Origin of the sequence: Listeria monocytogenes (genome assembly GCF_013282665.1) — a bacterium.
Lineage (GTDB): Bacteria > Bacillota > Bacilli > Lactobacillales > Listeriaceae > Listeria > Listeria monocytogenes_C.
In genome coordinates this window covers 1588872-1612797 of the sequence record NZ_CP054041.1, presented here as the reverse complement: position 1 = coordinate 1612797, position 23926 = coordinate 1588872, and the positions used below count along the sequence as shown (strand labels likewise).

The 23926-nt window shown below is 38.8% G+C and carries 20 protein-coding genes; 5 read left to right on the top strand and 15 right to left on the bottom strand.

Translation table 11 applies throughout. The features are described 5' to 3' along the window. Window positions 1-24: 24 nt before the first annotated feature. The 3 genes from HRK21_RS08085 to HRK21_RS08075 form a co-directional block, all read right to left on the bottom strand. Complete coding sequence (locus tag HRK21_RS08085; protein ID WP_070005744.1) at window positions 25-6621, bottom strand: DNRLRE domain-containing protein; 6597 nt, start codon at window positions 6619-6621, stop codon at window positions 25-27. A gap of 364 nt (window positions 6622-6985) precedes the next feature. Continuing rightward, complete coding sequence (locus HRK21_RS08080) at window positions 6986-7732, bottom strand: SDR family oxidoreductase (RefSeq protein WP_003738128.1); 747 nt, start codon at window positions 7730-7732, stop codon at window positions 6986-6988. 13 nt (window positions 7733-7745) lie between these two features. Beyond that, window positions 7746-8315 (bottom strand): DapH/DapD/GlmU-related protein, encoded by a 570-nt coding sequence (locus tag HRK21_RS08075; protein ID WP_069888086.1) that lies wholly within the window; start codon window positions 8313-8315, stop codon window positions 7746-7748. A gap of 114 nt (window positions 8316-8429) precedes the next feature. Between HRK21_RS08075 and HRK21_RS08070 the strand changes: the two genes are divergently transcribed. Then, on the top strand, window positions 8430-9305 hold the full coding sequence (locus HRK21_RS08070; protein WP_070005743.1) for a LysR family transcriptional regulator: 876 nt from the start codon (window positions 8430-8432) through the stop codon (window positions 9303-9305). 189 nt (window positions 9306-9494) lie between these two features. Further along, a complete protein-coding gene (locus HRK21_RS08065; RefSeq protein ID WP_109909189.1) occupies window positions 9495-9599 on the top strand; it encodes a type I toxin-antitoxin system Fst family toxin in 105 nt (34 codons plus the stop codon). Between the two features lie 139 nt (window positions 9600-9738). Here HRK21_RS08065 and HRK21_RS08060 read toward each other — a convergent pair whose 3' ends face one another. The 6 genes from HRK21_RS08060 to HRK21_RS08035 all read right to left on the bottom strand — a co-directional run bounded on the left by HRK21_RS08060 (window position 9739) and on the right by HRK21_RS08035 (window position 16850). After that, window positions 9739-10254, bottom strand: coding sequence for a hypothetical protein (locus HRK21_RS08060; protein WP_077952696.1), 516 nt, complete (start codon window positions 10252-10254; stop codon window positions 9739-9741). Window positions 10255-10390: 136 nt separating this feature from the next. After that, a complete protein-coding gene (locus tag HRK21_RS08055) occupies window positions 10391-12973 on the bottom strand; it encodes an alpha-mannosidase (RefSeq protein ID WP_070005742.1) in 2583 nt (860 codons plus the stop codon). Window positions 12974-12988: 15 nt separating this feature from the next. Beyond that, window positions 12989-14095: a PTS fructose transporter subunit IIC gene (locus HRK21_RS08050; protein ID WP_069888083.1), complete on the bottom strand. Its 1107-nt coding sequence runs from the start codon at window positions 14093-14095 to the stop codon at window positions 12989-12991. 12 nt (window positions 14096-14107) lie between these two features. Beyond that, a complete protein-coding gene (locus tag HRK21_RS08045; RefSeq protein WP_003722977.1) occupies window positions 14108-14428 on the bottom strand; it encodes a PTS fructose transporter subunit IIB in 321 nt (106 codons plus the stop codon). After that, window positions 14425-14889 (bottom strand): PTS sugar transporter subunit IIA, encoded by a 465-nt coding sequence (locus tag HRK21_RS08040; protein ID WP_003738122.1) that lies wholly within the window; start codon window positions 14887-14889, stop codon window positions 14425-14427. Before HRK21_RS08040 ends, HRK21_RS08045 begins: the two co-directional genes overlap by 4 nt. After that, window positions 14889-16850, bottom strand: coding sequence for a BglG family transcription antiterminator (locus HRK21_RS08035; protein WP_070005741.1), 1962 nt, complete (start codon window positions 16848-16850; stop codon window positions 14889-14891). The genes HRK21_RS08040 and HRK21_RS08035 overlap by 1 nt, the downstream gene beginning before the upstream one ends. A gap of 160 nt (window positions 16851-17010) precedes the next feature. On the opposite strand from HRK21_RS08035, the gene HRK21_RS08030 reads away from it, so the two are divergent. After that, the gene (locus tag HRK21_RS08030) at window positions 17011-17868 is read left to right on the top strand and encodes a GRP family sugar transporter (protein ID WP_070005740.1); all 858 of its coding nucleotides are present in this window, start codon (window positions 17011-17013) and stop codon (window positions 17866-17868) included. A gap of 20 nt (window positions 17869-17888) precedes the next feature. On the opposite strand, the gene HRK21_RS08025 is transcribed toward HRK21_RS08030, so the two are convergent. Further along, entirely contained in the window at window positions 17889-18701 is an 813-nt protein-coding gene (locus tag HRK21_RS08025) for a Cof-type HAD-IIB family hydrolase (RefSeq protein WP_069888079.1), read from the bottom strand. A gap of 102 nt (window positions 18702-18803) precedes the next feature. Between HRK21_RS08025 and HRK21_RS08020 the strand changes: the two genes are divergently transcribed. Further along, window positions 18804-19103: a phage repressor protein gene (locus HRK21_RS08020; protein ID WP_069888078.1), complete on the top strand. Its 300-nt coding sequence runs from the start codon at window positions 18804-18806 to the stop codon at window positions 19101-19103. Between the two features lie 52 nt (window positions 19104-19155). On the opposite strand, the gene HRK21_RS08015 is transcribed toward HRK21_RS08020, so the two are convergent. From HRK21_RS08015 to HRK21_RS07995, 5 genes are all read right to left on the bottom strand, one after another. Then, window positions 19156-19566, bottom strand: a complete 411-nt coding sequence (locus tag HRK21_RS08015; protein ID WP_070005739.1) for a 2'-O-methyl transferase — start codon at window positions 19564-19566, stop codon at window positions 19156-19158. 1 nt (window position 19567) lies between these two features. Next, complete coding sequence (locus tag HRK21_RS08010) at window positions 19568-19771, bottom strand: helix-turn-helix transcriptional regulator (protein ID WP_070005738.1); 204 nt, start codon at window positions 19769-19771, stop codon at window positions 19568-19570. Between the two features lie 126 nt (window positions 19772-19897). Continuing rightward, the gene (locus HRK21_RS08005) at window positions 19898-21298 is read right to left on the bottom strand and encodes a polysaccharide deacetylase family protein (RefSeq protein WP_070005737.1); all 1401 of its coding nucleotides are present in this window, start codon (window positions 21296-21298) and stop codon (window positions 19898-19900) included. Window positions 21299-21592: 294 nt separating this feature from the next. After that, window positions 21593-22402 carry a ZIP family metal transporter gene (locus tag HRK21_RS08000; RefSeq protein ID WP_070005736.1) on the bottom strand — a complete coding sequence of 270 codons (810 nt, stop codon included), beginning with the start codon at window positions 22400-22402 and terminating at the stop codon, window positions 21593-21595. 25 nt (window positions 22403-22427) lie between these two features. Continuing rightward, window positions 22428-22619 carry a hypothetical protein gene (locus HRK21_RS07995; RefSeq protein WP_003738113.1) on the bottom strand — a complete coding sequence of 64 codons (192 nt, stop codon included), beginning with the start codon at window positions 22617-22619 and terminating at the stop codon, window positions 22428-22430. A 319-nt stretch (window positions 22620-22938) separates the two neighbouring features. Here HRK21_RS07995 and HRK21_RS07990 point away from each other — a divergent pair, with 319 nt between their 5' ends. Continuing rightward, the gene (locus tag HRK21_RS07990; protein WP_077952705.1) at window positions 22939-23814 is read left to right on the top strand and encodes a cell envelope integrity TolA family protein; all 876 of its coding nucleotides are present in this window, start codon (window positions 22939-22941) and stop codon (window positions 23812-23814) included. The last annotated feature ends 112 nt before the right edge of the window (window positions 23815-23926 follow it).

The following is a 23926-nucleotide window of genomic DNA, read 5'->3' as shown; positions in this document are numbered from 1 at the left end:
TAACTATTTTCCTGCTTTATGTTATTAGCTCATTTTCCTTCTAATTTTATTGTAATATCGTTTTGCCATTTTCCTATAACTCTTACCTGATTTTAAATTTAAATTAGTGCTCAAGTGCTTCTTATAATTCTTTCTTAGGGATTTATAGTTACTTTTTACTGTATATTTTATTGTCTTGATATTTTTAATTACCTGTTTTTTAAATGATCTATTTTTAGTTCCCTTTTTGAATACTTTAGCTATTGTTCCTACTTTACCAGCAAGACCAAAAACCCTAGCACCTGTGGTCCAATACAATGCATCTCTACCACCTCTAAAAGCCGCTTTACCTGCACCTTTCCATGTTGATTTCTTACCTCGAATTTTATTTGTTATATAATACTTAGCTGCTCCTCCTATTGCACCACCTATAGTTGCCGCAGCCCACCAAGGCATATTACCATCAGGATCAAACATCATCACCGGATTATTATTCGCATAATTATACCCATTCATCGTCTGCGGATCATCTTCATCGCCTGGGTCTGGATCGTAAGCAGTAAACACGCCTTGCTCTGGTTCGTAATAACGCGCCATCAAGTAATATTGTTCAATTTCCTTGTCATACGTGTATCCTGCATAACCATAAGGATTCGCTTTGGCTTCTTCTGAAGAGGTAGTGTTTTTCAGCACATTTCCCCAAGCATCATACGCATATTCCGCGACAATTTTACCTGCTTCATCTGTGAGCGCAATTACGTCGCCATGCGCATTATAGTGATAATAGAGGGTTTTGCCATTCATCTTCATCGCTAAACGAACATTATCATCCGAATAAACATACTGACGAACTACTTTTCCATCACCATCAGTCTCATACAGAACATCAATACTATCGCCGTCATAATGATAATTCGTCGTAACGCCATCGACGGTTTTCGACAAGCGGCGGTTATCATCATCGTACGTATAACTTGTAAACGGCTCGCTCTCACCTTTTTTCGTGATGCTGCTTAAACGGTCGCCGGTATCCCATGTATACGTGTACTTGCCATCGCTTGTACGGTTACCATTGGCGTCATATGTCAGAGCCTCTCCGTTCCACGAAACCAGTTGATTACCATCATTATAACTTGCGGCAATTGTTTTTGTCTCGCTTCCGCTGATTGCTACTTGTGTGCGGTTTCCGAAGCCATCGTATGTGTATGCTTTTACGGTGCCGTCTGGTAGTGTTTCTTTGGTTAGTTGGTTGACTGCATCGTATTCGTAGGTTGTTTTTCCGTCTTGTTTGTTGTCGATGCTCGTACGGTTGCTTGCTGCGTCATAGGTGTAGTTTTCGTCTAAAATTTGGGTGCCGCTTGCGCTACTAATAGCTGCGTTGGTGACTTTTTGGGTGCTATCGTAGGTGTAGTTGGCTGCGGTGCCGTTTCCTGCTGTGTAGACGTTGATGTTTCCAAATTCGTCAAACTCGAAATAGGCGTTTTTGCTTCCATCGTTTACGCGGGTATTTCGGTCTAAGTCGTTGTATGTGTAGCTTGTTTTTGCTGTGTAGTCGCCGTGGTTAATGGCTACTTCGCCGACTTTGTCTGTTTTTCCTTTGTTGTCTTTCGTTGGTTTGTCTTTGTAAGTGTAGCTTACGTCGCCACCTCGTTCGGCTACTTTGGTGATTCGGTTGGCATCGTCGTAGGTTTTGTCGGTTACGATGCTGTTAATTTCATCGGTTACTTTTGTTTGGTTACCATTTGGATCGTATTGGAATTTAAAGGCTAGTTTATCATTCCATTTAATCCCGTCCACGCGGTCAGCGGAATCGTATGTGCTTTCGGTTACGCGACCATTTGGCATGATTGCTTTTGTTTCATTACCGGCTGCATCGTATTCGTACTTGATTGTGCGATTGAGTGCGTCGGTAAATGCGGTGATTTTGTTATCCACGTCATATTCATAGATATTCTTTTGCGTTTTGCCAGATGCAGTGACATTTTTTTCGGTAGTGTTGCCATTGTCGTCGTACTTATAGGCTACGGATGTGCCGTTCGCTAGTTTGGTGTCTATAAGTGCGTTGTCTGCATCATAGGTTAAAGTTTTTTTGTTGCCTTTTTCGTCTGTTTCGGATGTTTTATTGCCGTAAACATCGTAAGTGAAGCTGATTTTGCGGCCTTCTTCGTCATAGCTAGCTGTTACATAGTTGCCGGAAGCATCGTATTCATTTTTTGTTAATACTTCGCCTTCTATGACACGTACGTCGTCAAACCAAGCTTTTCCTGTTAAACCATTGCGGAACATGGTGTAAACTTTAACTGATTTGATTGGTTTGGTTGGTTTAATTACTACTGCGCTTCGGTTCCAGTCGTTGGTTCCTAGCGGGAATTGTCCTTGTACGGAAGAAGTTGTGCCATCTTGATAGTTGATTGTTCCCCAGACAGAATAATCGTTCGACATCGTTGCAACTGAGCCGTTTGATTTGGCATCTTCTGATTTGGATAGTGCGGAAATTGTTAATGCTTTGGCTTCTTTTTGATTTACTGGCACATCTTGGGCAATGTGTGTATAGGCTTCACTTGTTGCTTTTCGTTCAAAATAAACGGCACTATCACCACTGTATCCTTCATTATCTACTACTTTTGCTTGTGTAAGTGCGGTATTTCCTGAACGTGCCCAGCCAGTAGGAAGTGTTCCATTATGGTTTTCAAAACTGCTGTTGACTACCGGGTTGTAACTGGAAGCAACACTGCCTTTTTCAAATTGAACATTGTCGTACCAAATTGTTCCTTTTCCTTTATGTGGAGCTGGTTGTTCGTTGTCCAAATAAAGCAAGACTTGGCGCGTGTTTTTAGATGTTTTAAAGGTTAATTGGCGTTTTACCCAGCCGCCGTTCTTTTTGATGGATGTCGCACGGTTGGATTGCCATACGCCAGCATCGGTAATGTCTTTTGCATTCGCATCTTGTAAACGTCCAATGAGAATTGCATCGGCGTTTGTCATTCCGGATGTTTTAATCCAGGCGCTAAATGTATATGTTGTTTCTGGTTCTACATCGACGCGTTGGGTAACGGATGAATAGCCTTTTACGGTAGAATTTGCTTCACTCGTTAGTTTAACGGAACCGCTGCCGCCGAGTGTCCCTGGAGCTGACTGAGTGCTATCGAATGTCATGCTTCCTTTTGCATCAGATTGAATCAGTGCCCAGTTGGAAACTCCTGCTCCTTTTTCAAAGCCGCTGTTTTGAAGTAAGTTTCCGGCTGAAGAAAGTTCACCACTACCTCGAATTGGATTTCCATAGGCGTCATACTGCGTTACAGAGGATACTTGGGATTCTGTCGCAAGTGTTTCTGACACCGCATCTGCTCCGTCATAAGTAACCGTCGTTTTGCGTCCTTCTGTGTCAGTTGCGCTCGTTACATCGTTATTTCCATTGTAGGTATATGATTCTGTACCGTAAGCATCTGTCGCTTGCGTGATATTACCATCTGCATCGTAAGAATATGTTTCTTCTTGTCCCTTAGGATTCACTTCTTTTACTAGGTTATTTGATTCATACGTATAGGTTGTTGTGAGTTTGAGACCATCTGCATCCACAATTTCTTTCTTTGGATTTCCAGCATCATTGTAGGAATAAATGGTTTTCTTCTTTTTCTCATTTGTTAAAGTAGTTTGCTGTCCTTCTTTGTCATAAGAAAGGATTGTTTTTTTGCCGACTGGATCGGTTATTTCTGTTAATTTTTCTTCTTCATAGGCAAAAGTTGTTTCGTATGGTTTTTCTTCTGTATGTTTTGGATCGTAAATCGAGGTTAATAAGCCATCTGTGTAGCCGTAGCGATATATTTTTCCGCGGGCAGTGGATGAACTGATTAGCTCTTGTTTGTCATTATACGTGTAGCTGATTTTACGGTTTTCTGGTCCAACAAGTTCTTTTACTAGATCGCCTTCATACGCTAAAGTCACGGTACGTCCGGAAGCGTCGCGCATGCTTGTTAGTTTGCCGTCAGTATATTCGTAAGTTAATTCGTTGCCTTTTGTATCTTTTTCGGATTTTAATCGTCCGTCAGCTAAAAAGCGCGTTTCTGACTTATCTTCTTCTATTTTCAAATAGCCATCTGCGTTTTTAGTAATCTCGGAGTAAATGCCTGGTGGTGCCACGTATTTATCGCCTTTTTTAGTGAAACGATGGACTTTCTTGTCCGATTCCATCCATACGATATTACCGTTCTCTTCTTCAATAAGTTTCTCTTCAAGCGTACTTGTCCAGCCTTTACCAAAAATGCCTGTTGCGTCATCTTGGCTGTTAAAAGTACGGTCGACATTGATACTTGGGCCGCGGCCTTCTAAGTTAAAATCTGTTTCATGGAATAAAAAGTTTCCGTTTGTAGCGTTGACTTCGCCACCACGAACTGGCACACTTGTCCAGTAATCTACCATTCCTAACTGTTTATTTACTACTTCTGGAATGGATGGCGTCGCTGGTTCGGATTGAATACTTGTGGCGTTATTTCCCGCTTTTTGGTATGCAATAATACGGAACCAATAGTTTGTTCGTTCTTTATAATTACCGCCAGAATTGGTATAAACTGGGGAAGGATCTTTTGCTAGTTCATCGCCTTTTCCGTCATGATGAAGAGCAAATTTACCTTCTGCAATTTCTTCTTTGGTTGGCCAAATCCCTTTATTTTGGGTGGTCCACTTTGTTTCTGCGCCGACATCGTATTCTTCGTAGGCTTTCCCATTGAAGACAAGTACTTTATAGCCATCCGCCATTGGGCTCTTTTCCCAGTTAAGTTCCACGTATCCTGTTTCTTTATGCGCTAAGTTAGAATATGCTTTCGCAGCAGGAGGTTGTGGTTTTTCGATTGGCATATAGGCAAATACTAAGTCGGAATTCGGGCTTTCTCCACCCGGGAAAACGGCTTGCACTCTGAATAAATAGCGCGTTAAATTGCGTAGTCCAAAAGTACTTCCAGCTTGAAACGCATTTTCATATTGTGCTCGCGGATCAAGAGCGAATTCGGTTCCTTTGCCATCATGATGGAATTCGAATTCTCCATTAGCGATTTCGTCATTTGTTGGGAAAATTTTCTTCCCTTTAGTGCTCCAAGTGGTTGCGGTACTTTTTGTATTAATATATTCGTAGTTATATCCATTAGAAATAACGATATTATAACTCGTTGCACCAGGAACAGCCTTCCAAGATAAATCTATGTAACCTGTTCCGGTTCCTACTCCATTCGAATTCGTTTTAACAGTAGGTTTTTCCGGTTGTGCATACGTATAATTTACTTCCAGATAAGGATAGTTTTTATTATTTTCACTTGCTACTAATTTTTTCCAATAGTTTTGATCGATGTTCGTTCCTAGGCGAAAACCGTTATTTGGTCGCACGCCACTTGCCCATGCTTGAACTGTTTTAGTGACGTCTAAATTTGCCCATTCGCCCCGACCGACATTGACGCTACCTAACCTTGTTACAGGTGGTACCGTATTCCATGTTACTTGCCACGGGGACCAATTCGCATTTGCTTCATAGTACCAAAGATCATTTTTAACAGTTGGAGACATATGCCAAATATTATAGACTTTTAAGGTGGCTTTAGAAACAGTCGCTTTATTCAAAGTGGATGTATCCATTTTTAAAAAGGCGGCATTATTTCCTGTTGAATTGTCCCATTTACCAAGTTTTAATGTGTAAGCATTTTGGCCAGAATCCCAAAGTTTGCTTCCGATATTGGTTTCGGTTGGTTTTGCTGAATTGATGTTGGCATTATACACTTCATCTAACCGGACAGATGGATCAATATAGACAGGATATTCGCGCGCGGCATCATTTAGCCAAGCTGTATCTACTTTTAATTGTAACTCATAGACTGTTTTGGTGAGTTGTTTCACTTCAAAGGAAACATTCTCGGATAACGCTGCTTCCCCGGTCTCAGCGCCGACATTGGAATCTGTCATAACTGGTTTCGGAAGCGTATACATTGTTTCGCCGGATTTATTTTTGAATAGCACATCGCCATTCTCTGCTAGCTCTAAATCTAGTTTTGTTTCAATTTGATAAACATACGTATCTACTTGATTAGGTTCATGTAATACGATGTCTTCTTTTACTGATTGTGGAAAAGTTAAATGACGTAAATCTGTTTTAGGAAATACGTTTTCATACGTAACTTCATTTTCTTTGTAGGTCGCTGGTTGGTCTGTAACTGCTTGTTCATTTTCGCCTGTACGTGCTCCTTTTAAGCGAAATGTAACTTCTGCGCCAGCTTTTGTTAGTTTCTGATATGCTCCCTCTTCCATTTTGTCTAAGAAGCCTAGTTCTAATGGGGTTTGTTTTGGAACAATCATGTCAGAATCTGCTTCTTTCTCCACATTCGCATCAATGCGTTTCATCTCGCCATCAACTTCCATATTGATAGGGTCCGCAAAGATTTGTTTTGTAAAGCTCCCGTCGTGATTATCAAAAACTACTTCATTTTCTGTTCGTTCGTCTTTCACTTCTGTTGGTGCTTGTTCTCCCGCTTTCTTTTCTGGTTCCGCTACCCCGGTTGATTTCTCCTCCGCCATTGGTGCATAACCAGGTATTAGTGAAAGGAATAGCATAATCGCTATTAGGCTCACTAAGATTTTTTTTGCTTTTGCATGTTTTTTCATGTATCAAGCTCTCCCTTTTTCAATGTAATTTCATTCGATGTCTTGCTATGTTCTCTATTTTCTATCTCCCCGCTAACAACCTCACTATCCCCCATTTGCTAAAAAAAGGACCAGTTTTAAACGAGTAAAACTGGTCCTTTTCCAAATTTAACAAAATCATTATAGCATGTTTTTATTTTAAAAAGTTATGCAAGATGTAATTTTTTTACTTTTTATGCGAATAAATAATTTTCACCTCAAAATTGACATAAATTAGTCAAAAATAAAATTTAAGCGTTTTCATTTAAGAAGCATCATGTTTAGTTTGTACTTGCAATACAAAAAAATTGAACTGATTACACATCAGTTCAAGAATACTTTCTATTCACCACGGTTGGCTAGTTGGCCCAACAGTGAATTCATTTACATTTACATCTTCAGGCTGATCGATAGCATATGCGACAATGTTTGCGATACGATCTGGTGTGATACCATATTGTTTATATAAATTGGTCATCCCTTGTTCGGTTTCTTTATCCGTGATTGTATCTAATAATTCCGTATTGATGGCTGCTGGGTAAATGGTTGCGGTACGGATATTTGTTCCTTCTTGCGCCGACTCCATTCGTAATACTTCCATTAGGTCACGGACGGCCCATTTTGTCGCTCCATATACTGCACCGCCAGGATATGCTTTTAATCCTGCTACAGAAGAAGTTGCAATGATGTGTCCTGATTTTTGGGTGATGAAAGAAGGCAAAACTGCCGCAATTCCATTTAGCACACCTTTAATATTGATATCAATCATTTGCTCCCATTCATCTTCTTTTAAAGCAGATAATGGCGAATTAGGCATGATTCCCGCATTTAAAAAGATTGCATCCACTTTTCCGTATGTTTCAATCGCTAATTCTACTAATTTTTTATTGTCTTCGCGTTTTGTCACATCCGTTTTGGCAAAAATTGCTTCCCCAGACTTTGCTTGAATCATTTGAACAATTTTTTCCAATTTTTCCACGCGCCGAGCAGCAAGAACTAACTTCGCCCCTTTTTCAGCTAAAAGTAAGGCTGTTGCTTCGCCAATTCCAGACGATGCGCCAGTTATGATAATTACTTTGTTTTTGATTGTCATTGGTTACATCTCCTTATTCCTCGATAATTTTACGAATTTGTTTGGCTGGGCTTCCGGCGACGACAACGTTTGCTGGGACATCTTTTGTGACAGTGGCATCCGCAGCAACGATGGCATTTTCTCCGATAGTTACGCCTGATAATATCGTCGCATTTGCTCCAATCCAAGCATTTTGTTTCACACAAATCGGTGCTACTCTTAAGCCACGTCTCTTTTTCGGGCTAACTAAATGGTTGACGGTCACAAGTCTTGCTCCTGGTCCAATTAAGACATTATCTTCAATCGTAATCCCACCCAAATCCACGAAAGTTACATTTAAATTGATAAAGATATTTTTCCCAAAAGTAATATGTTTACCAAAATCACTGTAAAAAGGAAGCGAAACCTCTACAGAAGAATCCACAGGTTTTCCTGTGATTTCACTGAGGCATTTTGTTATTTCTTTTTTTGAATGATACTTGGTATTTAGTTCAACGATTAATTGTTCGTTGTTTTGCTTTACCTCATGAATTTCATTTAACAGATTTGACCCTTGTAGAATTTCTTTACCGACTACTCTTTTCTGTAAATCTTGTATCATTATGCGCTCTCCCCCCGAAAATCTTTTACTTCTTAATTATACGGAGAAAAGTTATAATTGAATAATACTTATAAACCATAGCCAACTATTCGTTTTGGTTATAGGAAGGAGTCTTTCATGGAATTACGTGTGTTAAATTACTTTTTAACTGTCGTTCGTGAAAAAACGATTAGTAAAGCGGCGGAAGTACTTCATCTTTCTCAGCCAACACTTTCTAAACAATTGAAAGAACTTGAGGAAGAGTTAGGTGTAACGCTGTTTATTCGCGGAAATCGTTCTATTACCTTAACAGAAGACGGTGTTTACTTGGCAAATCGTGCGAAGGAGATTTTATCTTTAGTGGAGTTAACTACTTCGAACTTGCTGCAAAATGAAACAATTAGCGGAAAAATAACGATTGGTGCTGGGGAAACGAGAGGATTTGAGTTTATTGGTAGTGTCATTCATCAGCTGAGAGAAATACATCCTGAGATTACGTTTCAACTACATAGTGGTAATGCCAACGATGTTTTAGAAAAAATTGAGCATGGGCTGCTGGATTTTGGGTTGGTTATTAATCCTGTTGAAATGCAGGCATACGAATATTTGCAGCTTTCTTTAGAAGATAGATGGGGCATTTTAGTAAATAAAGTCCATCCTTTAGCGCAAAAAGAAGTTATAACTCCGGGTGATATTCAAGAAAATCCAATAATGGTTTCGAATCAATCTTTCGTGGATAATCAACTAGCAAGTTGGTTAGGAGGACATTTTGAACACTTGAATGTGATTGGTAGATATAATTTGCTTTATAATGCCTCGCTTTTAGCTAAAGAGAATATTGCCAGTATTCTTTGTATCGATGGCATTGTCAACACGGACAATACGAATTTGAAATTTATTCCTTTTTCGCCGCCCCTAACTGCTGGAATAAGCATTGTTTGGAAAAAGAACCCTACTTTTTCGAGTGCAGCGAAGGAATTTTTGCGGTTGATAGAAAAAGAAATTACAAAATAAGTAAAAAAAGCAGCAATGAAACTAAAATTAGTTTCATTGCTGCTTTTTATGTCCTGAATTTACAGCTATTTGATTTATTTTTATTCTTTAAAACATCTCTTTAGATTATATGAACATGCTATAATAATTAAGTCTTCTACCTTCAGACGAACAATTGGAACATTGTTCGTCTGAAGGTAGCTGCATTAAATGATTCTATTTTTTTCCAGTCTTATCGCTCCGATTTTTGTAGGAATTACTTTAGCTACCTACAAATATTGGTTAGAACATCGTAGTGATAAAAAACATAAGTAGACGGCAACCGTTCTAACCACAAGAAAACCCCCGAGGTCTTTAGCCGGACTCGGGGGTTTTTGTGCATTAAATGATTCATTTTCCAACTTTATTATAACACTTATTAGAAAAAACACAACTCATGGAGACCTAAAAGCTTTTAACAACTCTCTTCCATAAATTGCAATTTCAACGTATCAACACAAACATCTAGAATCGATTCGTATTCAATAAAACATTGCCCATCAGGTGAAAAATCATCAGAAAAACGAACGTTCATTGATATCAACTCATCATCAAGGACGTCAATCTCCCCAATAATTAGTTCATCCCAAACTGTTGTGAGCTCCACTATTTTCTTATTTTCTTTTGCCCACTGAAGAAAATTATATAGGGTATCTCCTTTGCTACTTAATTCCGGCATTTGCATTTTGGCTGATTTCACATTTTTATAGGGCTCCAGATATTTGGTGTCTTTTTGAATTTTAAAAATGCTTTCATTGGCGATAATAGCAAAACCATCAAACTGACCACTTCTATGATAATTTTCTATTATAATGTACTTTTTAAAAATTGCTTTTATGTATCCCATATAAAATTCATTAGTTTCTTCCCTATCTTCATACACTTCATAGATACAATCCCGATTCAATTTCTCTAATTGTTGTCGATTCATTTCTCTATCTCCTTTTTTGAAAATGGTTCTGCTAAATAAAGCGTTTTCAATCCAAAGATACCATGTTTAATACCTCATTGCAATCCAACATAAATAAAAACTTGCTCAAATTCGATACTTTGAGCAAGTTTTCTTTCTATATTTCTAATCGTAATGTGACAGCGCCATATGCTGGAATCGTGTTGTTGTCATTTGCGACAACTTCTTCGATAGCATTCACATACTCAAATGACATATCCGAGAGTGACAACTTTTGTGGTGTGTTAGTTGGGTTTTCCAAGCGGATGATGTATTTATCTGCAGTGTAGTAGGACGGATGGCACGCCGACACTAAATATTCTTTTGGCAAATTCAACATACCTAACGTTTGCTTCGCGCCTAATCTTCGTTCTGTTTTCTGGATTTTGTTGTCTAAACGGTGTAAAAAGTGGTTGAACGGTTGACGCTGGTAGGACACGTTTGCTTGGTTGAACGCTTTTGTTCGTTCAGCGGTTTTATGTTCATCGAAAGCTTGGTCGCCAAGATAGATGGCTAATGAGAATTCATGTTTGCCAAGTAGTTGCGCGCCTTCTGTTTCGATGAGCACATGACCTTTTTTCGTTGTGTCGCCTGATGCTCGGCCTGGGCGGTATGCTAAATCAGGTTTTCCGAGTTGTCCGGTTGTTGCCAGTAGCGTCAGTGCTAAATGTTGATTCAATTGTTGGTATTCTTTGATGCCCCGTGTGAAAATGGTACAACTTTCTGCTTCATTTGTTAACGTCACGCTTTGTTCTAGTGGTTCGATGTCGATTGGCATTTCGCTATATGTTTCTTGCCAATTCGCTGGTACAACTGGTTTTCTCTCGATATATCCGAATGGAAGTGAAGCGATATTGTAGTCTGTTTTCACACCTGTGTTTACTTTTAAGCGTAGACGGTGACTTTTAATTTGGTTATCCACTTCAACTTTAACATCCAGCAGTTCACTACATTTTCTCAGCTCTAAAATGAGTTTGACTTGCAGGTCGCCATGCCCTTCTTTCGTCAAACGATCAAGTGGGAAATCGCTTTTTCCTGTTAAAATTAAACGTTCGACTTCACTTGATTTCTCTGTTTTTGCTTCGGAAAAAGTGAATAATTCCGCGATATCTCCGGCTAGTGGTGAATAATCATACGTATCCCCCGCATTCACATCATCTTCTAGTGTAATAAAAGAAGTGATGCGCTCGCCATTTGGTTTTTCAAGAGCAATTTCGCCATTTTCAAAAGTGATTTTGTAGAAATCATTCGCGATTGCCACATTATTGGAAGCAATCATCGAATCCAGTTCGCGGTCATTCTCCTCAAAAGCAATCACACGGTAACCAAGGCCTGGAAGATCCACTTTCACGCGTACTTGAAGCACATAATAGCCAGGTTCTTCAATAAATCGGTTCCCGGCTGGCGTTTCTTCTAGCACATTCTCACGCGATGGAATAAATTCTTCTTGAACAATTGTCGCGTCTGGAAATGCTGGGAAATGGATATTTTTATGCTCGGTTACTACTTGTATTTCTTTATATCCGTCAAAATCATGTAAATCCGTGTTAAAAACGATAATTTCGTTTGCCGCAAGTGATAAATCATCGGCAATTTTCTTCACAATCGTGTTTTCAATACTATCACACAGTTCATCGGCTTCTTTCATCCGGTGCAAAATATCTTCCGCAACAGGATCAGAAACGCAGCCTGCCAAGCTATCGTGCGCTTGACCTTCAAGTAATTTTTTCCAAGTGTGCATTAGTAAACGCTCGCTAATAGAAATTCCAGATGCCTTAGCAATAACAAGCAGCGGCTCAATTCGTGTTAGCAGTTTTTGCTCGAGTGACGCGCTTTTCAGCTTAATATTCATTCGGCTAGAGCCAATAGTTTTATGCACTCGCGCAAGAACCGGGCTTCTAAATTCGCCGCGATATTCTTCTAAGTCGGGTAGCTCTCTAACATATTGAATAAAATCTTGATAGGTACTAAGTTGATAATCATGGCGTCCCATCTTGTTAATTTCCGCCAGTTTTTCTGCAAAACGACTAATAATATTCAGCTGATCGTTTCCAGATGGAATTAACACTTCCGTTGTTTTGCTGTACTTTTCAATGAAATCAATTGCCGGGTCAAGGCGTCCATCCACATATGCCGAAGTTGGTTCCAGCAGCATCCCTGTACCGTAACCTTGTGGCATATTAATCGCATAGATAGATGCTTCCTCGCCAAGTCCTTGCCATTTAAAATACGGAGATGCAACATGTTCACCAAGATGTATTCCGCGCCAGAAAATCACATTATCAAAGCCAGCATGTTCAAGTAAAGTCGGCATTTGGGCATTAAAACCAAATGTATCTGGTAAATAACCAATTTTCATATAGTCGCCGTATTTTTTACTATCAAAAACCCCAATCATCGCATTGCGCAAAATCGACTCGCCGTGCGCAAAAAAGGCATCTGTTTGTGTAAACCACGGTCCAATGAAAAGTTGTTTATCCGCAATTAATTGCTTAATATCCGCTAATTTTTCTGGGTAGAGTGCAACATAATCATCTAAAATCGACAATTGCCCATCAAGTACAAAGTTTGCTTCTGGGTGCTTTTTTAATTCGTCAATTACTTCTGTAAAAAGTTGTTCACTTAGAACCAGTGCATCGGCCGAGGTGAAATACCACTCTCGGTCCCAATGCGTATGGTTCACAATATGTGCTTTAACCATAGTTACCTCCGTTTTTTAAGCTTCCCATTCTGCTTCGTCAATTTCGTCATCGTAGCTTGAACCGGACATTTCTTCACCAGCACTAGCTTTACGTAAAGCGACTGACATACCCGCAACGATTAAAGTTCCAACGGCAATCGCTAAAATATAAACTGGCCAATTTTCTACTGTGAACCAGCCATAAAAACCACTAATTGGCGCTTGGTTAATTGCGCCAAGACCTACAGCTAGTGCGCCGCCGACTGCAGAACCTAGAACTGTCGCTGGAATAACTTTAAGCGGAGATTCTACTGCAAAAGGAATCGCCCCTTCACTAATCCCAACAAGCCCCATAATAAGCGAGGATTTCCCAGCTTCACGCATTTCTGCATTGTATTTACGTTTTGCTATTAATGTTGCTAAGCCAAGTCCCAGTGGTGGGATAATAATCGCTACTTGTGCCGCAGTATTTGGCGCATAAATTCCACTTGTCAAAAGCGCCATCGCCGTTGTTACAGCTGCTTTATTTACAGGTCCGCCTAAGTCAAAACCAACCATCGCGCCAATAATAGCTGCCATTAGAATTTGGTTCGATCCAGACATACCATTTAGCCAATTTTCAAGAGCTGTATTTAAGTCAGCAAAAGGAATACCAACCACATAATTAATAATAAGAACGGTAATAAGTGTACCAAAAACTGGTACTAAAAATACTGGTACAATTGAAGCCGCTGCTTTTGGCAACTTCACGTATTTTTTAATCAATAGACATGTGTAACCAGCAATTAAACCAGCTGCAAGTGCCCCGAGGAAACCTGCGCCAATATCACGTGCCAGCAAACCACCAACAAGACCTGGCGCCAGTGCTAGTTTGTCCGAAATGGAATAGCCGATAAATGCGGCAATAACCGGAAACATCATTCCTAGCGCCAAGCCACCAAAACCATCTAAACTGTGTAGTAATGAAATTAAGCTATTCGCACTATCTGCATATTTTGCGTCCCAAATATCTGTAATTCCGAAAAACGAACCACCAACCCGCGCAATCGCCATAATTACGGCACCTGCAATAACGAGCGGAATCATATATGAAATACCTGTTAAAACGTGTTTTTTCAGTTCACTCCCAATTTTTCTGAACATGGTAGATCCTCCTTATTTTTCGTCAATTAACGCAAGTGCTGCGTTGATTACTTTTTCTGCATCTTTAATCGGTGCGCTTACTGGAACTTCCAGCACGACTTTACCGTCAAAACGTTCTTTGTTACGAACTTTTGTATCTACTGCGAAAATAACTACTTCGCCGATATTTACATCTTTTTCGGTTAATTCATTTTCAATTCCTGTTGCGCCTTGTGTTTCTACTTTAATGAGGTTGCCCATTTTTTTCGCACCTTTTTTAAGTGCTTGTGCTGCCATATATGTGTGTGCCACTCCTGTCGCACATGCGGTTACTGCAATAATTTTACGTTTCATATCTCTACTACGCCTCCATTTAAAATTCGAATAACTTCTTCTTCGTCTCTTGTATTTTTTAAATTTTCGACAATATCATCGTCCATTAGTTTCGTTGCAATTTCTGCAAGGATTTTTAAGTGACCGTCTGTTTTGTCAGAATCAGTAATCGCCAGTAAGAAAATCATGTTTACCGGTTCGTCATCAAGCGATTCCCACTCAATCATTTCTTTCGTTCTTGCAAAAACGATGGCCGATTTTGTGACACTTTCGCTTTTTCCGTGTGGGATAGCAATGTTATTACCTATTCCAGTTGTTGCATGTGCTTCTCGATCTAAAACAGCTTGCACATAAGTCGCTTTATCTGCTAAAATGCCCTGTTCATTCAACAATTCCGCCATTTCTTCAATCGCTGCTTCTTTGGTTGCCGCTTCTAAATCAAAAACGACTAATTCTTTAGTTAAAATATCTTTTACTTCCATTACATCCCATCCTTTAACAAATGCTCATAAATTTCTGCGGCACTTTTTAGTTGCGTCAGCTTTTCTAGCCATTTTTTGTTATCAATATATTTATAAAACTGCTCGTACATTGCGTCTAAATTAATGCCGTTTTCCTCTGCCAAAGCGATAAAAAAGATTTTATCTACCTCGACTAACCCCCACTTCACCGGTTGTTTAAGTGTTGCGATAGCAATGCAAGATTCATTTATAAGTGCAGGTTCTGCGTGTGGTGTCGCCATTTCTTCAAAAGAAGTAAACGACAAGGCTTCTCTTTTCAGCGCACTTTCCACGATGCCAGGCTTAGCAATACTCTGTTCCACCAACTTGCCGCCAATTTCCGCAATCGCTTCTTCCATCGTCGCTACATCTAACTTCGCAAAAATGTTTTTCGGTCTAATTAAATCAACAAATGGTTGGCTGCGTTTCTTTTTCTTGCGTCGCGTTCGTTCGATTTGGCTTTCGACTTGTTGTAAATCGGCTTTATTCATCATTGGACTAACAACAATGCTCGGAATATCCTCTAGTTCGAGATAAATCGTGCTAATCACTAAATCCACATCGACTTCGGTTTCCATTAATGCCTGAACAGACAATATTTTTTCAATCGTAATCATTGGAAAATATTTTTTAATTCTAGCTGCGAGTAATCTTGATGAACCAAGACCTGTACTGCATACAAGCACCACGCGAATTTGGTCGGGGAAAGAGCGACTTCTTTCTTTGTATGCTTCAAAATGTAGCGCAATATACGCCGTTTCATCTTCGTTCACTTGCACATCGTACTTTTGTTCAAATTTTGCTTTAAAGTAAAGCGCTTCTTCAAACGCTTGGGGAAAGTTTTGCTTAATTTTGCTGAGATACGGATTTTTAAAATGCATACCAAGTTTTAAGCGATTAATGGCGGATTTCATATGTGTCGTCAGGTCTTCCAGTAAGCCTTTATCGTAAGTATCTTCTGCGAGACACTCACTAACAAATTCAGCGACATCGTCTTCTTGCGGTCGGGTGTTGACGAGCAGTTCATCATGTTGCTGATTATAGGCAGCGGTTAAATGTAACTGAATATAGCCAACTTCGAATGCTGGAATTTTAATAGCCAGACGTTCTTCCAACATATCAACTAAGATTTCCGTATTGTTTCGCTGTGACTCAAACGCATCTTTCATCGGATCGCTCTCAACATTTTCCACATACTCGCCTTCGCGAATTCGCTCTACCGCAATCGCAAGGTGAATAACAATCGACTGAAATGCATAATCTGTAAAAGCAAAATCATGACGCTCACTGAATTCTTGAACAATCGCAATGATTTCTTTCAAGCCTTCTTCCGGAAAAATCCCAGTGACATCTGCTTGAATCGTGTCAAAAGCTTGGAGCACCTTTTCACCTTCTTGTTTTAAATACCAGTTGTTACCCCAAAAATTAGTAATAAATTTGGAGGTTAGGGCGCGTTTTTCGCGTTCGCTAATTAAAAGTTTCATGCCCTTACTTGGTTTCTTATACAAGGTGATGCCTTCTTTTTCTAACATTTTCGTGACTTCCATCATGTTTTTCTCAATCGTGCTCCGGCTAATGTAAAGTTCGTCTGCAAGTTGATGAATCGTGATATAGTCGTCAGCTTTAAGCAATTTACTGAAAATGTAGATAATCCGCTCTTCTTTAGTTGATGGAATTTGGCTGACCTGATTGTCGAGGAATCGGCTAACCTCGGCAAAAGCTTTATTATCGCCCTCAATATAAACGCCAATTTTTGGTTTACGGACAACAGTCATATCAAAATCCTTTAGAAAAATATCGATTTCCTTCAGTGAATTTGATACTGTTTTTTCTGAAAGTCCAAGATGATTCGCGATAGTTCCAACACGTGTTTGACCTGTCTTCATTAGAAACTGAATGATATTTTTTTCGCGATTTGCAATCATTTTCGTTACCGCTTTCATTTTTAATTTTCCTTTCCCTACGCTTATTCTATTACAAAGACTCATCCCCAGAAAACTACGAAAATTACCGCATTGAATACAGTAATTTTGGGATATTGCTGTTCATTTTGGAGAATGGTAGATTTAAATAGCACCACTAACCTAGAAAGGAAGCTTATTTATGTCTATTTATCTTATTGCGTTACTCCCTGTTCTTGGATGGGGATTTATGCCGATAATTGCGAACTTACGAAAAAGCACCCCCGAGGAACAACTACTGGGGACATCAATTAGCGCGCTATTATTTGCTTTCATTTTGTTCTGGATTTTATCACCAGAAATAACGGTTCTTTCTTTTATTGTGAGTTTTGTTTCGGGTATTTTTTGGAGTTTTGGTCAATTACTGCAGTTTAAAGGGATTGCGGCTTCAAGTGTCGCGAAGGCAATGCCGATTTCAAACGGAACTCAGCTAGTTGGCGCAACGCTTTTTGCTGTTCTCGTGTTTCGGGAATGGCAAACAGTTACGGCTGTTATCATCGGAGTTGTTGCAGTTATTTTAATCTTGATTGGGGTGGTAATGACCGGGTTTCAAAAACGCGGGAATCATATCACGGAGTCGGTTTCATTTCATGTCTACGGTATCGTTATTCTATCTTCTTTCTTTTTAACGCTTTACGTAGTAACAAACCAGCTATTTGATGTCACTGGCTTTTCTATCATTTTACCACAAGCAATCGGGATGCTAACATGCGCCATTGGTATTAACTTAGCGAAAAAGACTGCTATTTCCCGAAAAAATGTTACATTTAACTTAATGACCGGGTTGTCGTGGTCGATCGCCAATTTAGGTATGTTCTTAGCAACAGCAGTACTTGGTGTCGCAACAAGTTTCTCGATTTCACAAGCCTGCGTTATCGTCGCGACAATCGGCGGCATCCTCATTTTTAAGCAGAAAAAAAGCCCGCTGGAATGGACATTTATCCTTTCGGGGATATTGTTAATTATGGTAGGGGTTATCTTGTTAAGTTTACTAAAATAGTAAAAACCAAAGACCTGAAATCAAGGTCTTTGGTTTTTCTTCAAGTAATCTTCTATAACTTGTAACACGCCAGCTTCCTTATTCGAAGGAGCTACATGTTTTGCAGCAGCAAGAACTTCTGGACTGCTTTCTTGCATGGCGTAACTATTTGGAGTTAGTTGCAACATTTCGATATCATTATTCGCATCACCAAAAGCGAGTAAATCCTCCGGCGCCATTTGCCATTCATTTAAGAGTTGTTGAATCGCGCTCCCTTTTGTTACCCCCGGAATAATAATATCAATACTCCCATGTCCACTCGACACAGCGCGAATTTCGCCAGCAAACGTTTGATTCAAATCTTCCACAATTTGCCCGGTTTTAGTCACTTCCACATCAAGTGCAAATTTGATAAAAGTATCATCTGGAAGCACATCGAATGAATCCACCTCTTGTAACTCAAAATAATACTTTCTCGCAAATGTTTTAAAATCTGGGTGCGCCGCTTTTAATAAATACGCACTTTTCACCCCACAAAGGATTACTTGCAAATCCTGATATTCTTGAATCAACGTCCGCAAAATCTTTTGCACTAATTTTTCCTCAAAACGATTCACACTTCGAAGTTCTCCTTGATGAAAAATAACTGCTCCATTTTCAGCGACGTAAAAAAGTTCCTCGTCCTTTCCAGGGAAGAAAGATTTAAGCTGATAATATTGGTTCCCGCTTGCAACAATAAATTTGATGTCTTGCTTTACTAATTTTTCATACATCTTCTCAAATCTAGCACGATCATATTCACCATTTCCATCTAAAAAAGTCCCGTCCATATCTACAGAAATCGCTCTAATCATCCAACTAACCTCCCCCAATATAATTATTTTTATTCTAGCAAAATTTGACTTCATTCTCTTATTTTGTTATTCTGGCATTAACAACTAGAAAGGAGCATACTTATGAGAAGCCTGGATGCAGTAGAAATACTCAGACGTGGCGAAACCATTGATCGTTATAAAGAAGGCGGAAATTCGATGTTACCTTTGATTAAATCGATGCAACCTGTTCGTTTAGAACCGATTGGCACGAGAGAACTCAAAGTGAACGATATCGTATTTTGCAAAGTTCGCGGTAGCTTTTTTACACATAAAATCAGTAAAATCCGCGGTAAGCAATATCAAATTTCTAATAATCACAAACACGTGAATGGTTGGATTACACGTAATAGTATTTATGGCATTGTCACCAAAATTTGGTAAATGCTAGGTAACATGCAACGAACAAGTTGGATGTTTTTTATTTTGCTTAAAATCATACTTTTTTTCGGATAATTTCCAGCGCAAGCATATATGCAAAACAGAAGATAAGAAAAATGATTGTCAAACTCGAAATGGAGATTTGTTCAATCCCGTATAAATTAAGAACAATCAACACAATTGGTATCGTCAATGCTAAAACGATAAGCGCATAATAAGAAAACGTTTTGCGATTGTTGATATACCTTTCATCTTTTTCTAGTTTATCTTTCTCATATTCTCGCTTTGATTTATTTTCAAATAAGAATATAAAACTTAGCGTACCAATTAAAGCCACTATTACCATACTAATCGGCGTAACGATATCTTCAAATATTTTTTCCCCTTTAATAATCCCTAGAAGTGGATACATGTATATAATTGTTGCAACTACCGTAATACCTCGATTAATGATGTAACGTTTCATACTAATTCTCCTCCAGTTGAAAAATCTCTTCAATTGATAATCGAAAATAGCGAGCCATCTTCAAACTCAGTTCTAAACTAGGATTATATTTGCCTTTTTCAATGGCATGGATTGTTTGCCTCGAAACCTCTAATGCTAAAGCTAATTCATTTTGCCCAATTTTCCTTTCTTCCCGCAATTGTTTCACCTTATTACTAACTTTCAATTAACCACCACCAAATAAAGACATATTCATATATAGTATAAAATAAACTCGATAATACGTAAAGAAAACTTTACATATAGAATAAAAAAGTAGCTAAAATGATTAACTCATTTTAGCTACTGATTTTTATTTCACCATTCTTGACTCTGTTTTGTCGAAATATTGCTTCCCAATTTGCAATTTCTCGCCATAAAGTTCGTCAATAGTCACAAATTCGTATCCTTGACTTTTCAGTTGTTTCAACGTTGCGTCTAGGCTAGCAGCAGTTGTTTTGTGGATATCATGCATCAATACTATCGCGCCATCCGTTGCACCTGCAAGGACTCTTTGCGTAACTACGGCAGCATTTTTATTTTTCCAATCTTCTGTATCAACAGACCACTGAATAATTGGAAGTCCAATTTCCTCAGCAACCTCTTTGTTGACTGCGCCATATGGAGGACGCATTGTAGTTGGGAAATACCCAGTTTGATCAAATACAACTTTTTGCGTTTGTAGAATCTGGTTGTAAACTTCTTGCTTAGATAGTTTAGTTAATTGTGGATGATCCCATGAGTGACTACCAACTTGGTGCCCTTCATCTAATTCACGTTTTACTAAACCTGGATTTTGAACAACACTAGAGCCGAGTACGAAGAATGTCGCTTTTACATCATAGCGTTTCAACGTGTCAAGTACTCCTGGTGTTACGGAAGCACTTGGTCCATCATCAAAAGTAAGTGCAATACGCTTGTTGGTTTTTGCTTTTGGTACTTCTGGAACTTTTACACTGCTTGGTAAGTAACGTTTATTCACAGAGCTAGCAATATCAGCAAGTTTTATGTTTACTTTTTTTGGTTCAGAGTTTCCAGGTATTTCAACTGGTACGATTAATTCTGAGTTAGTAAGTTCGAAATCTGTTTGATCCCATTTCACCAAACTCTTAATGTTGCCAAGATTCCCAACATCTTTTACAGCGTAATCTCCAGTTCTGATAAGTTCTTGTTCTACAGCTGTTTTTAAGTTCAGCTTTGTTTCATCGTTCTTTATTAATACTTCCCCAAGTGTTAATAAAGCCCCTGTTTCTGCATCAGTCACAATGTTTTGGCAAATATCTTTTTTATCTTTAAGTACGAATTTAGTTTTACCTTCTTTTACGTACTCAGATTGAACTGCTTTATAAGATACTACCTGTTCGGCCATTTTTTCTTTATGATAAGTGTAAAAAATAATCCCTTGCTTATCTTTGTCTCTATTAAGCTTCTTAACTTCTTCAGCTTTGGCCTTTTCAATCTCTTTCTGGATAATTTCGTTGTCTTTCTTCGTGGCTGTTTTAGGAATATACGAAATAATTTCTACTCCATCTTCTTTCTTATCCAAGCGGCGAAAATTATCTCCATCTTGGTCTTTCATTAGTCTGTCCATCTGCATTATTACTTTGTTGCGCGACTTTGAAAATTGGTATTTTTGGAATCCTATTACACCAACAAAAACCACGGCAATAATGAGAATCGTAACTAGTGAAATTCTAATCCACCTAATTTTCACATTATGCACCTCACCTTTGAAAAACCTTCCCCAGTTTTTCGTATACAACAATTATACATGAAAAAAAGCAAGTTTCTAGCATTTGTACTAAAATAGGAAAAAAGAACCAACAAACTCGTAACAAATGTTACAAAAAAAAGACACGGATAAAGTGGGAGCTTTTACCGTGTCCAATTTATAGTTACAGGATTACCCCTGAAAACTAACATATTGTGAAATATTTCACTATTAATTTTACCGTAAAAAAACGCATTCCGCAAATATTTAATGTCGTTTTTTATACAGTCTATTATTTCATCCTAAAGCAACATCTAAAACCATCATTACAGCAAATCCTGCCATTGTTGCAGCAGTCGCTAAATCGGCAGAACCTTCTACTTGGGATTCTGGAATTAACTCCTCTACAATAACGAAAATCATCGCTCCAGCCGCAAAAGCAAGCGCAAACGGTAAAATAGGTGTTACAAACACAACTAACACTGCTCCAATGACAGCAAAAATCGGTTCAACTACCGCCGAAAGTTGACCATACCAGAAGCTCTTTCCTCTTGACAACCCTTCTCCTCGCAGTGGAATGGATACTGCTGCTCCCTCTGGAAAGTTTTGAATTCCAATACCAAGCGCCAAAACGATTGCTGTAATAAGTGTCTCTGTATCTCCAGTTATCACGGCTCCAAAAGCGACCCCAACAGCAGCTCCTTCTGGAATATTATGGATAGTAATAGAAAGAACGAGTAAGATGCTTTTTCGAAGGGAAGTTTTTGGACCTTCCTTCGCTTGCTCTGGGAACCCAAAATGTAAATGTGGAATAATACAATCAATTACACGTAAAAATATTCCTCCAAGTAAAAAACCAACAAGAGCTGGTACAAAAGAAAACTTCCCTAAATCTTTACTCATTTCGATTGCAGGGGCAAGAAGTGACCAGAAACTTGCTGCAAGCATAACGCCCGCAGCGAACCCCAACATAACATTGCCCCATTTTTTATTTAGATTTTTAAAGAAAAATACGAGTGAAGCTCCTGCTGCTGTACAAGCCCATGTAAAAATCCCGGCAAGAAGTGCTAACAAAACCGGATTTAGTGATGATAAGTAATTTAACAATTCATGTTCTCCCTTTTCTTATGCTTTATTTACCTGACCAGCCTTGTTTAAAGCCTTGAGTAAACGCACGAGTCTTATTTACACCTGTTTTCACAGCCCAAATGGAGCTATAGACAGAAATTTTCGCCGCCTTCCCAACAACATTTCCAGTTTTCCGCGCTACTTTTTCAGCTTTTGCTCCAAATTCTGCACCAATTTCTTCTATCGGTTTCGTCATTTCTAGCACCTCCAAAGCACTTGTCTTTCCTTCATCATAAAGCAATCAATGGGATTATTCAAGCCACCACCTCTTTATCATTTCCGAGAAATTCTGGCTAATTTCAGCGTTTTCGACATTCTGATAAAATTCTATTTACTTTACCACAGTCGCCTTCCCTACCGAAAAAATGTAATTTATTTATCATTTATTCGTTTTTCCGATTTTTTTTATTAAGTTTCTTGGTAAAAGGTATAAAAAACTGCTAATTTAGCTTGTGTATTCACTCACATTATGCATATAATAATTTCGTTAGACAAAAAGGGAGAGGGAGATGTATATGACGGGATTAGGAACTTTATTGTTTCTAGTAGGTATTGGTGTGTTAATTTTTGGGCTTGTGAGTTTTAGAAAAAGAGACTGGCCTCGTAAAAAAACACAAATTATTATTATTAGTTCTATTTTAGCTATTATGATCGGTGTTGGAATTATTCCAAACACAAACGAAGAAGCCTCCACTGAAAAAGCAATAAAACAAGAAGAAAAAATGGAGAAAGTTGATAATACGCCTGTTTTAAAAGCAGAAACGACTTTTACTACAAACGATGAAGGAACCTTGGTGGTCGAAGGGAAAACCAATCCAGGCGCAAAAGTAACACTTGATTTCGTTGATATTCCTGACGCTGTAACTACAGCTGATGAGAACGGCGCTTTCAGTCTTTCTGTAAGTCAACTAGATAAAGCACAAGATGCAGTTCTTTCTATTGCCATTGATGGACAAACAAAAGAACAAACACTTCAATTAGCACTAACCCCTGCTTACGAAACAAAACTTGCAGAAAAAGCCAAAGCAGAGCGAGTTGCGGCGGAAAAAGCAGAAGCTGAAAGAATAGAACGCGAACGTCTAGCTGCCGAAGAAAAACGCGCAGCTGATGCAAAAATTGTGGCGGAAAAGAAAGCTGAAGAAGCTCGAGTGGCAGCCGAGAAAAAAGCAGCAGAAGAAAAACGGGTTGCTGCAGAACGCTCAAAAGCAGCGGCTGCCGCACAACCGGACACGACTAATGAACAAGGACAAATGGTATACGTCACTACTACCGGTAAAAAATATCATTATGACCAGAATTGTCGTGGCTTAAATAACTCAAACGGCGAAACTGCTGTAACAGTAGCGCAAGCAAAAGCGCGAGGCTTAACTTTATGTAAATTTGAACAATAAAAATAAAGCAAAATTTCTTGTCATGAGAAATTTTGCTTTTCTATTTGTTTTTAATTGAATTTAGGCTAGATTCATGGTAAATTTAGATAGATAATATCATCAAAATATGCTT

What these genes read in the sequence shown, in the direction of transcription:
- HRK21_RS08085 (WP_070005744.1), bottom strand. Translation starts at nt 6,621, where the DNA reads ATGAAAAAACATGCAAAAGCAAAAAAAATCTTAGTGAGCCTAATAGCG.
- HRK21_RS08080 (WP_003738128.1), bottom strand. Translation starts at nt 7,732, where the DNA reads ATGACAATCAAAAACAAAGTAATTATCATAACTGGCGCATCGTCTGGA.
- HRK21_RS08070 (WP_070005743.1), top strand. Translation starts at nt 8,430, where the DNA reads ATGGAATTACGTGTGTTAAATTACTTTTTAACTGTCGTTCGTGAAAAA.
- HRK21_RS08065 (WP_109909189.1), top strand. Translation starts at nt 9,495, where the DNA reads ATGATTCTATTTTTTTCCAGTCTTATCGCTCCGATTTTTGTAGGAATT.
- HRK21_RS08060 (WP_077952696.1), bottom strand. Translation starts at nt 10,254, where the DNA reads ATGAATCGACAACAATTAGAGAAATTGAATCGGGATTGTATCTATGAA.
- HRK21_RS08055 (WP_070005742.1), bottom strand. Translation starts at nt 12,973, where the DNA reads ATGGTTAAAGCACATATTGTGAACCATACGCATTGGGACCGAGAGTGG.
- HRK21_RS08050 (WP_069888083.1), bottom strand. Translation starts at nt 14,095, where the DNA reads ATGTTCAGAAAAATTGGGAGTGAACTGAAAAAACACGTTTTAACAGGT.
- HRK21_RS08045 (WP_003722977.1), bottom strand. Translation starts at nt 14,428, where the DNA reads ATGAAACGTAAAATTATTGCAGTAACCGCATGTGCGACAGGAGTGGCA.
- HRK21_RS08040 (WP_003738122.1), bottom strand. Translation starts at nt 14,889, where the DNA reads ATGGAAGTAAAAGATATTTTAACTAAAGAATTAGTCGTTTTTGATTTA.
- HRK21_RS08035 (WP_070005741.1), bottom strand. Translation starts at nt 16,850, where the DNA reads ATGAAAGCGGTAACGAAAATGATTGCAAATCGCGAAAAAAATATCATT.
- HRK21_RS08030 (WP_070005740.1), top strand. Translation starts at nt 17,011, where the DNA reads ATGTCTATTTATCTTATTGCGTTACTCCCTGTTCTTGGATGGGGATTT.
- HRK21_RS08025 (WP_069888079.1), bottom strand. Translation starts at nt 18,701, where the DNA reads ATGATTAGAGCGATTTCTGTAGATATGGACGGGACTTTTTTAGATGGA.
- HRK21_RS08020 (WP_069888078.1), top strand. Translation starts at nt 18,804, where the DNA reads ATGAGAAGCCTGGATGCAGTAGAAATACTCAGACGTGGCGAAACCATT.
- HRK21_RS08015 (WP_070005739.1), bottom strand. Translation starts at nt 19,566, where the DNA reads ATGAAACGTTACATCATTAATCGAGGTATTACGGTAGTTGCAACAATT.
- HRK21_RS07995 (WP_003738113.1), bottom strand. Translation starts at nt 22,619, where the DNA reads ATGACGAAACCGATAGAAGAAATTGGTGCAGAATTTGGAGCAAAAGCT.
- HRK21_RS07990 (WP_077952705.1), top strand. Translation starts at nt 22,939, where the DNA reads ATGACGGGATTAGGAACTTTATTGTTTCTAGTAGGTATTGGTGTGTTA.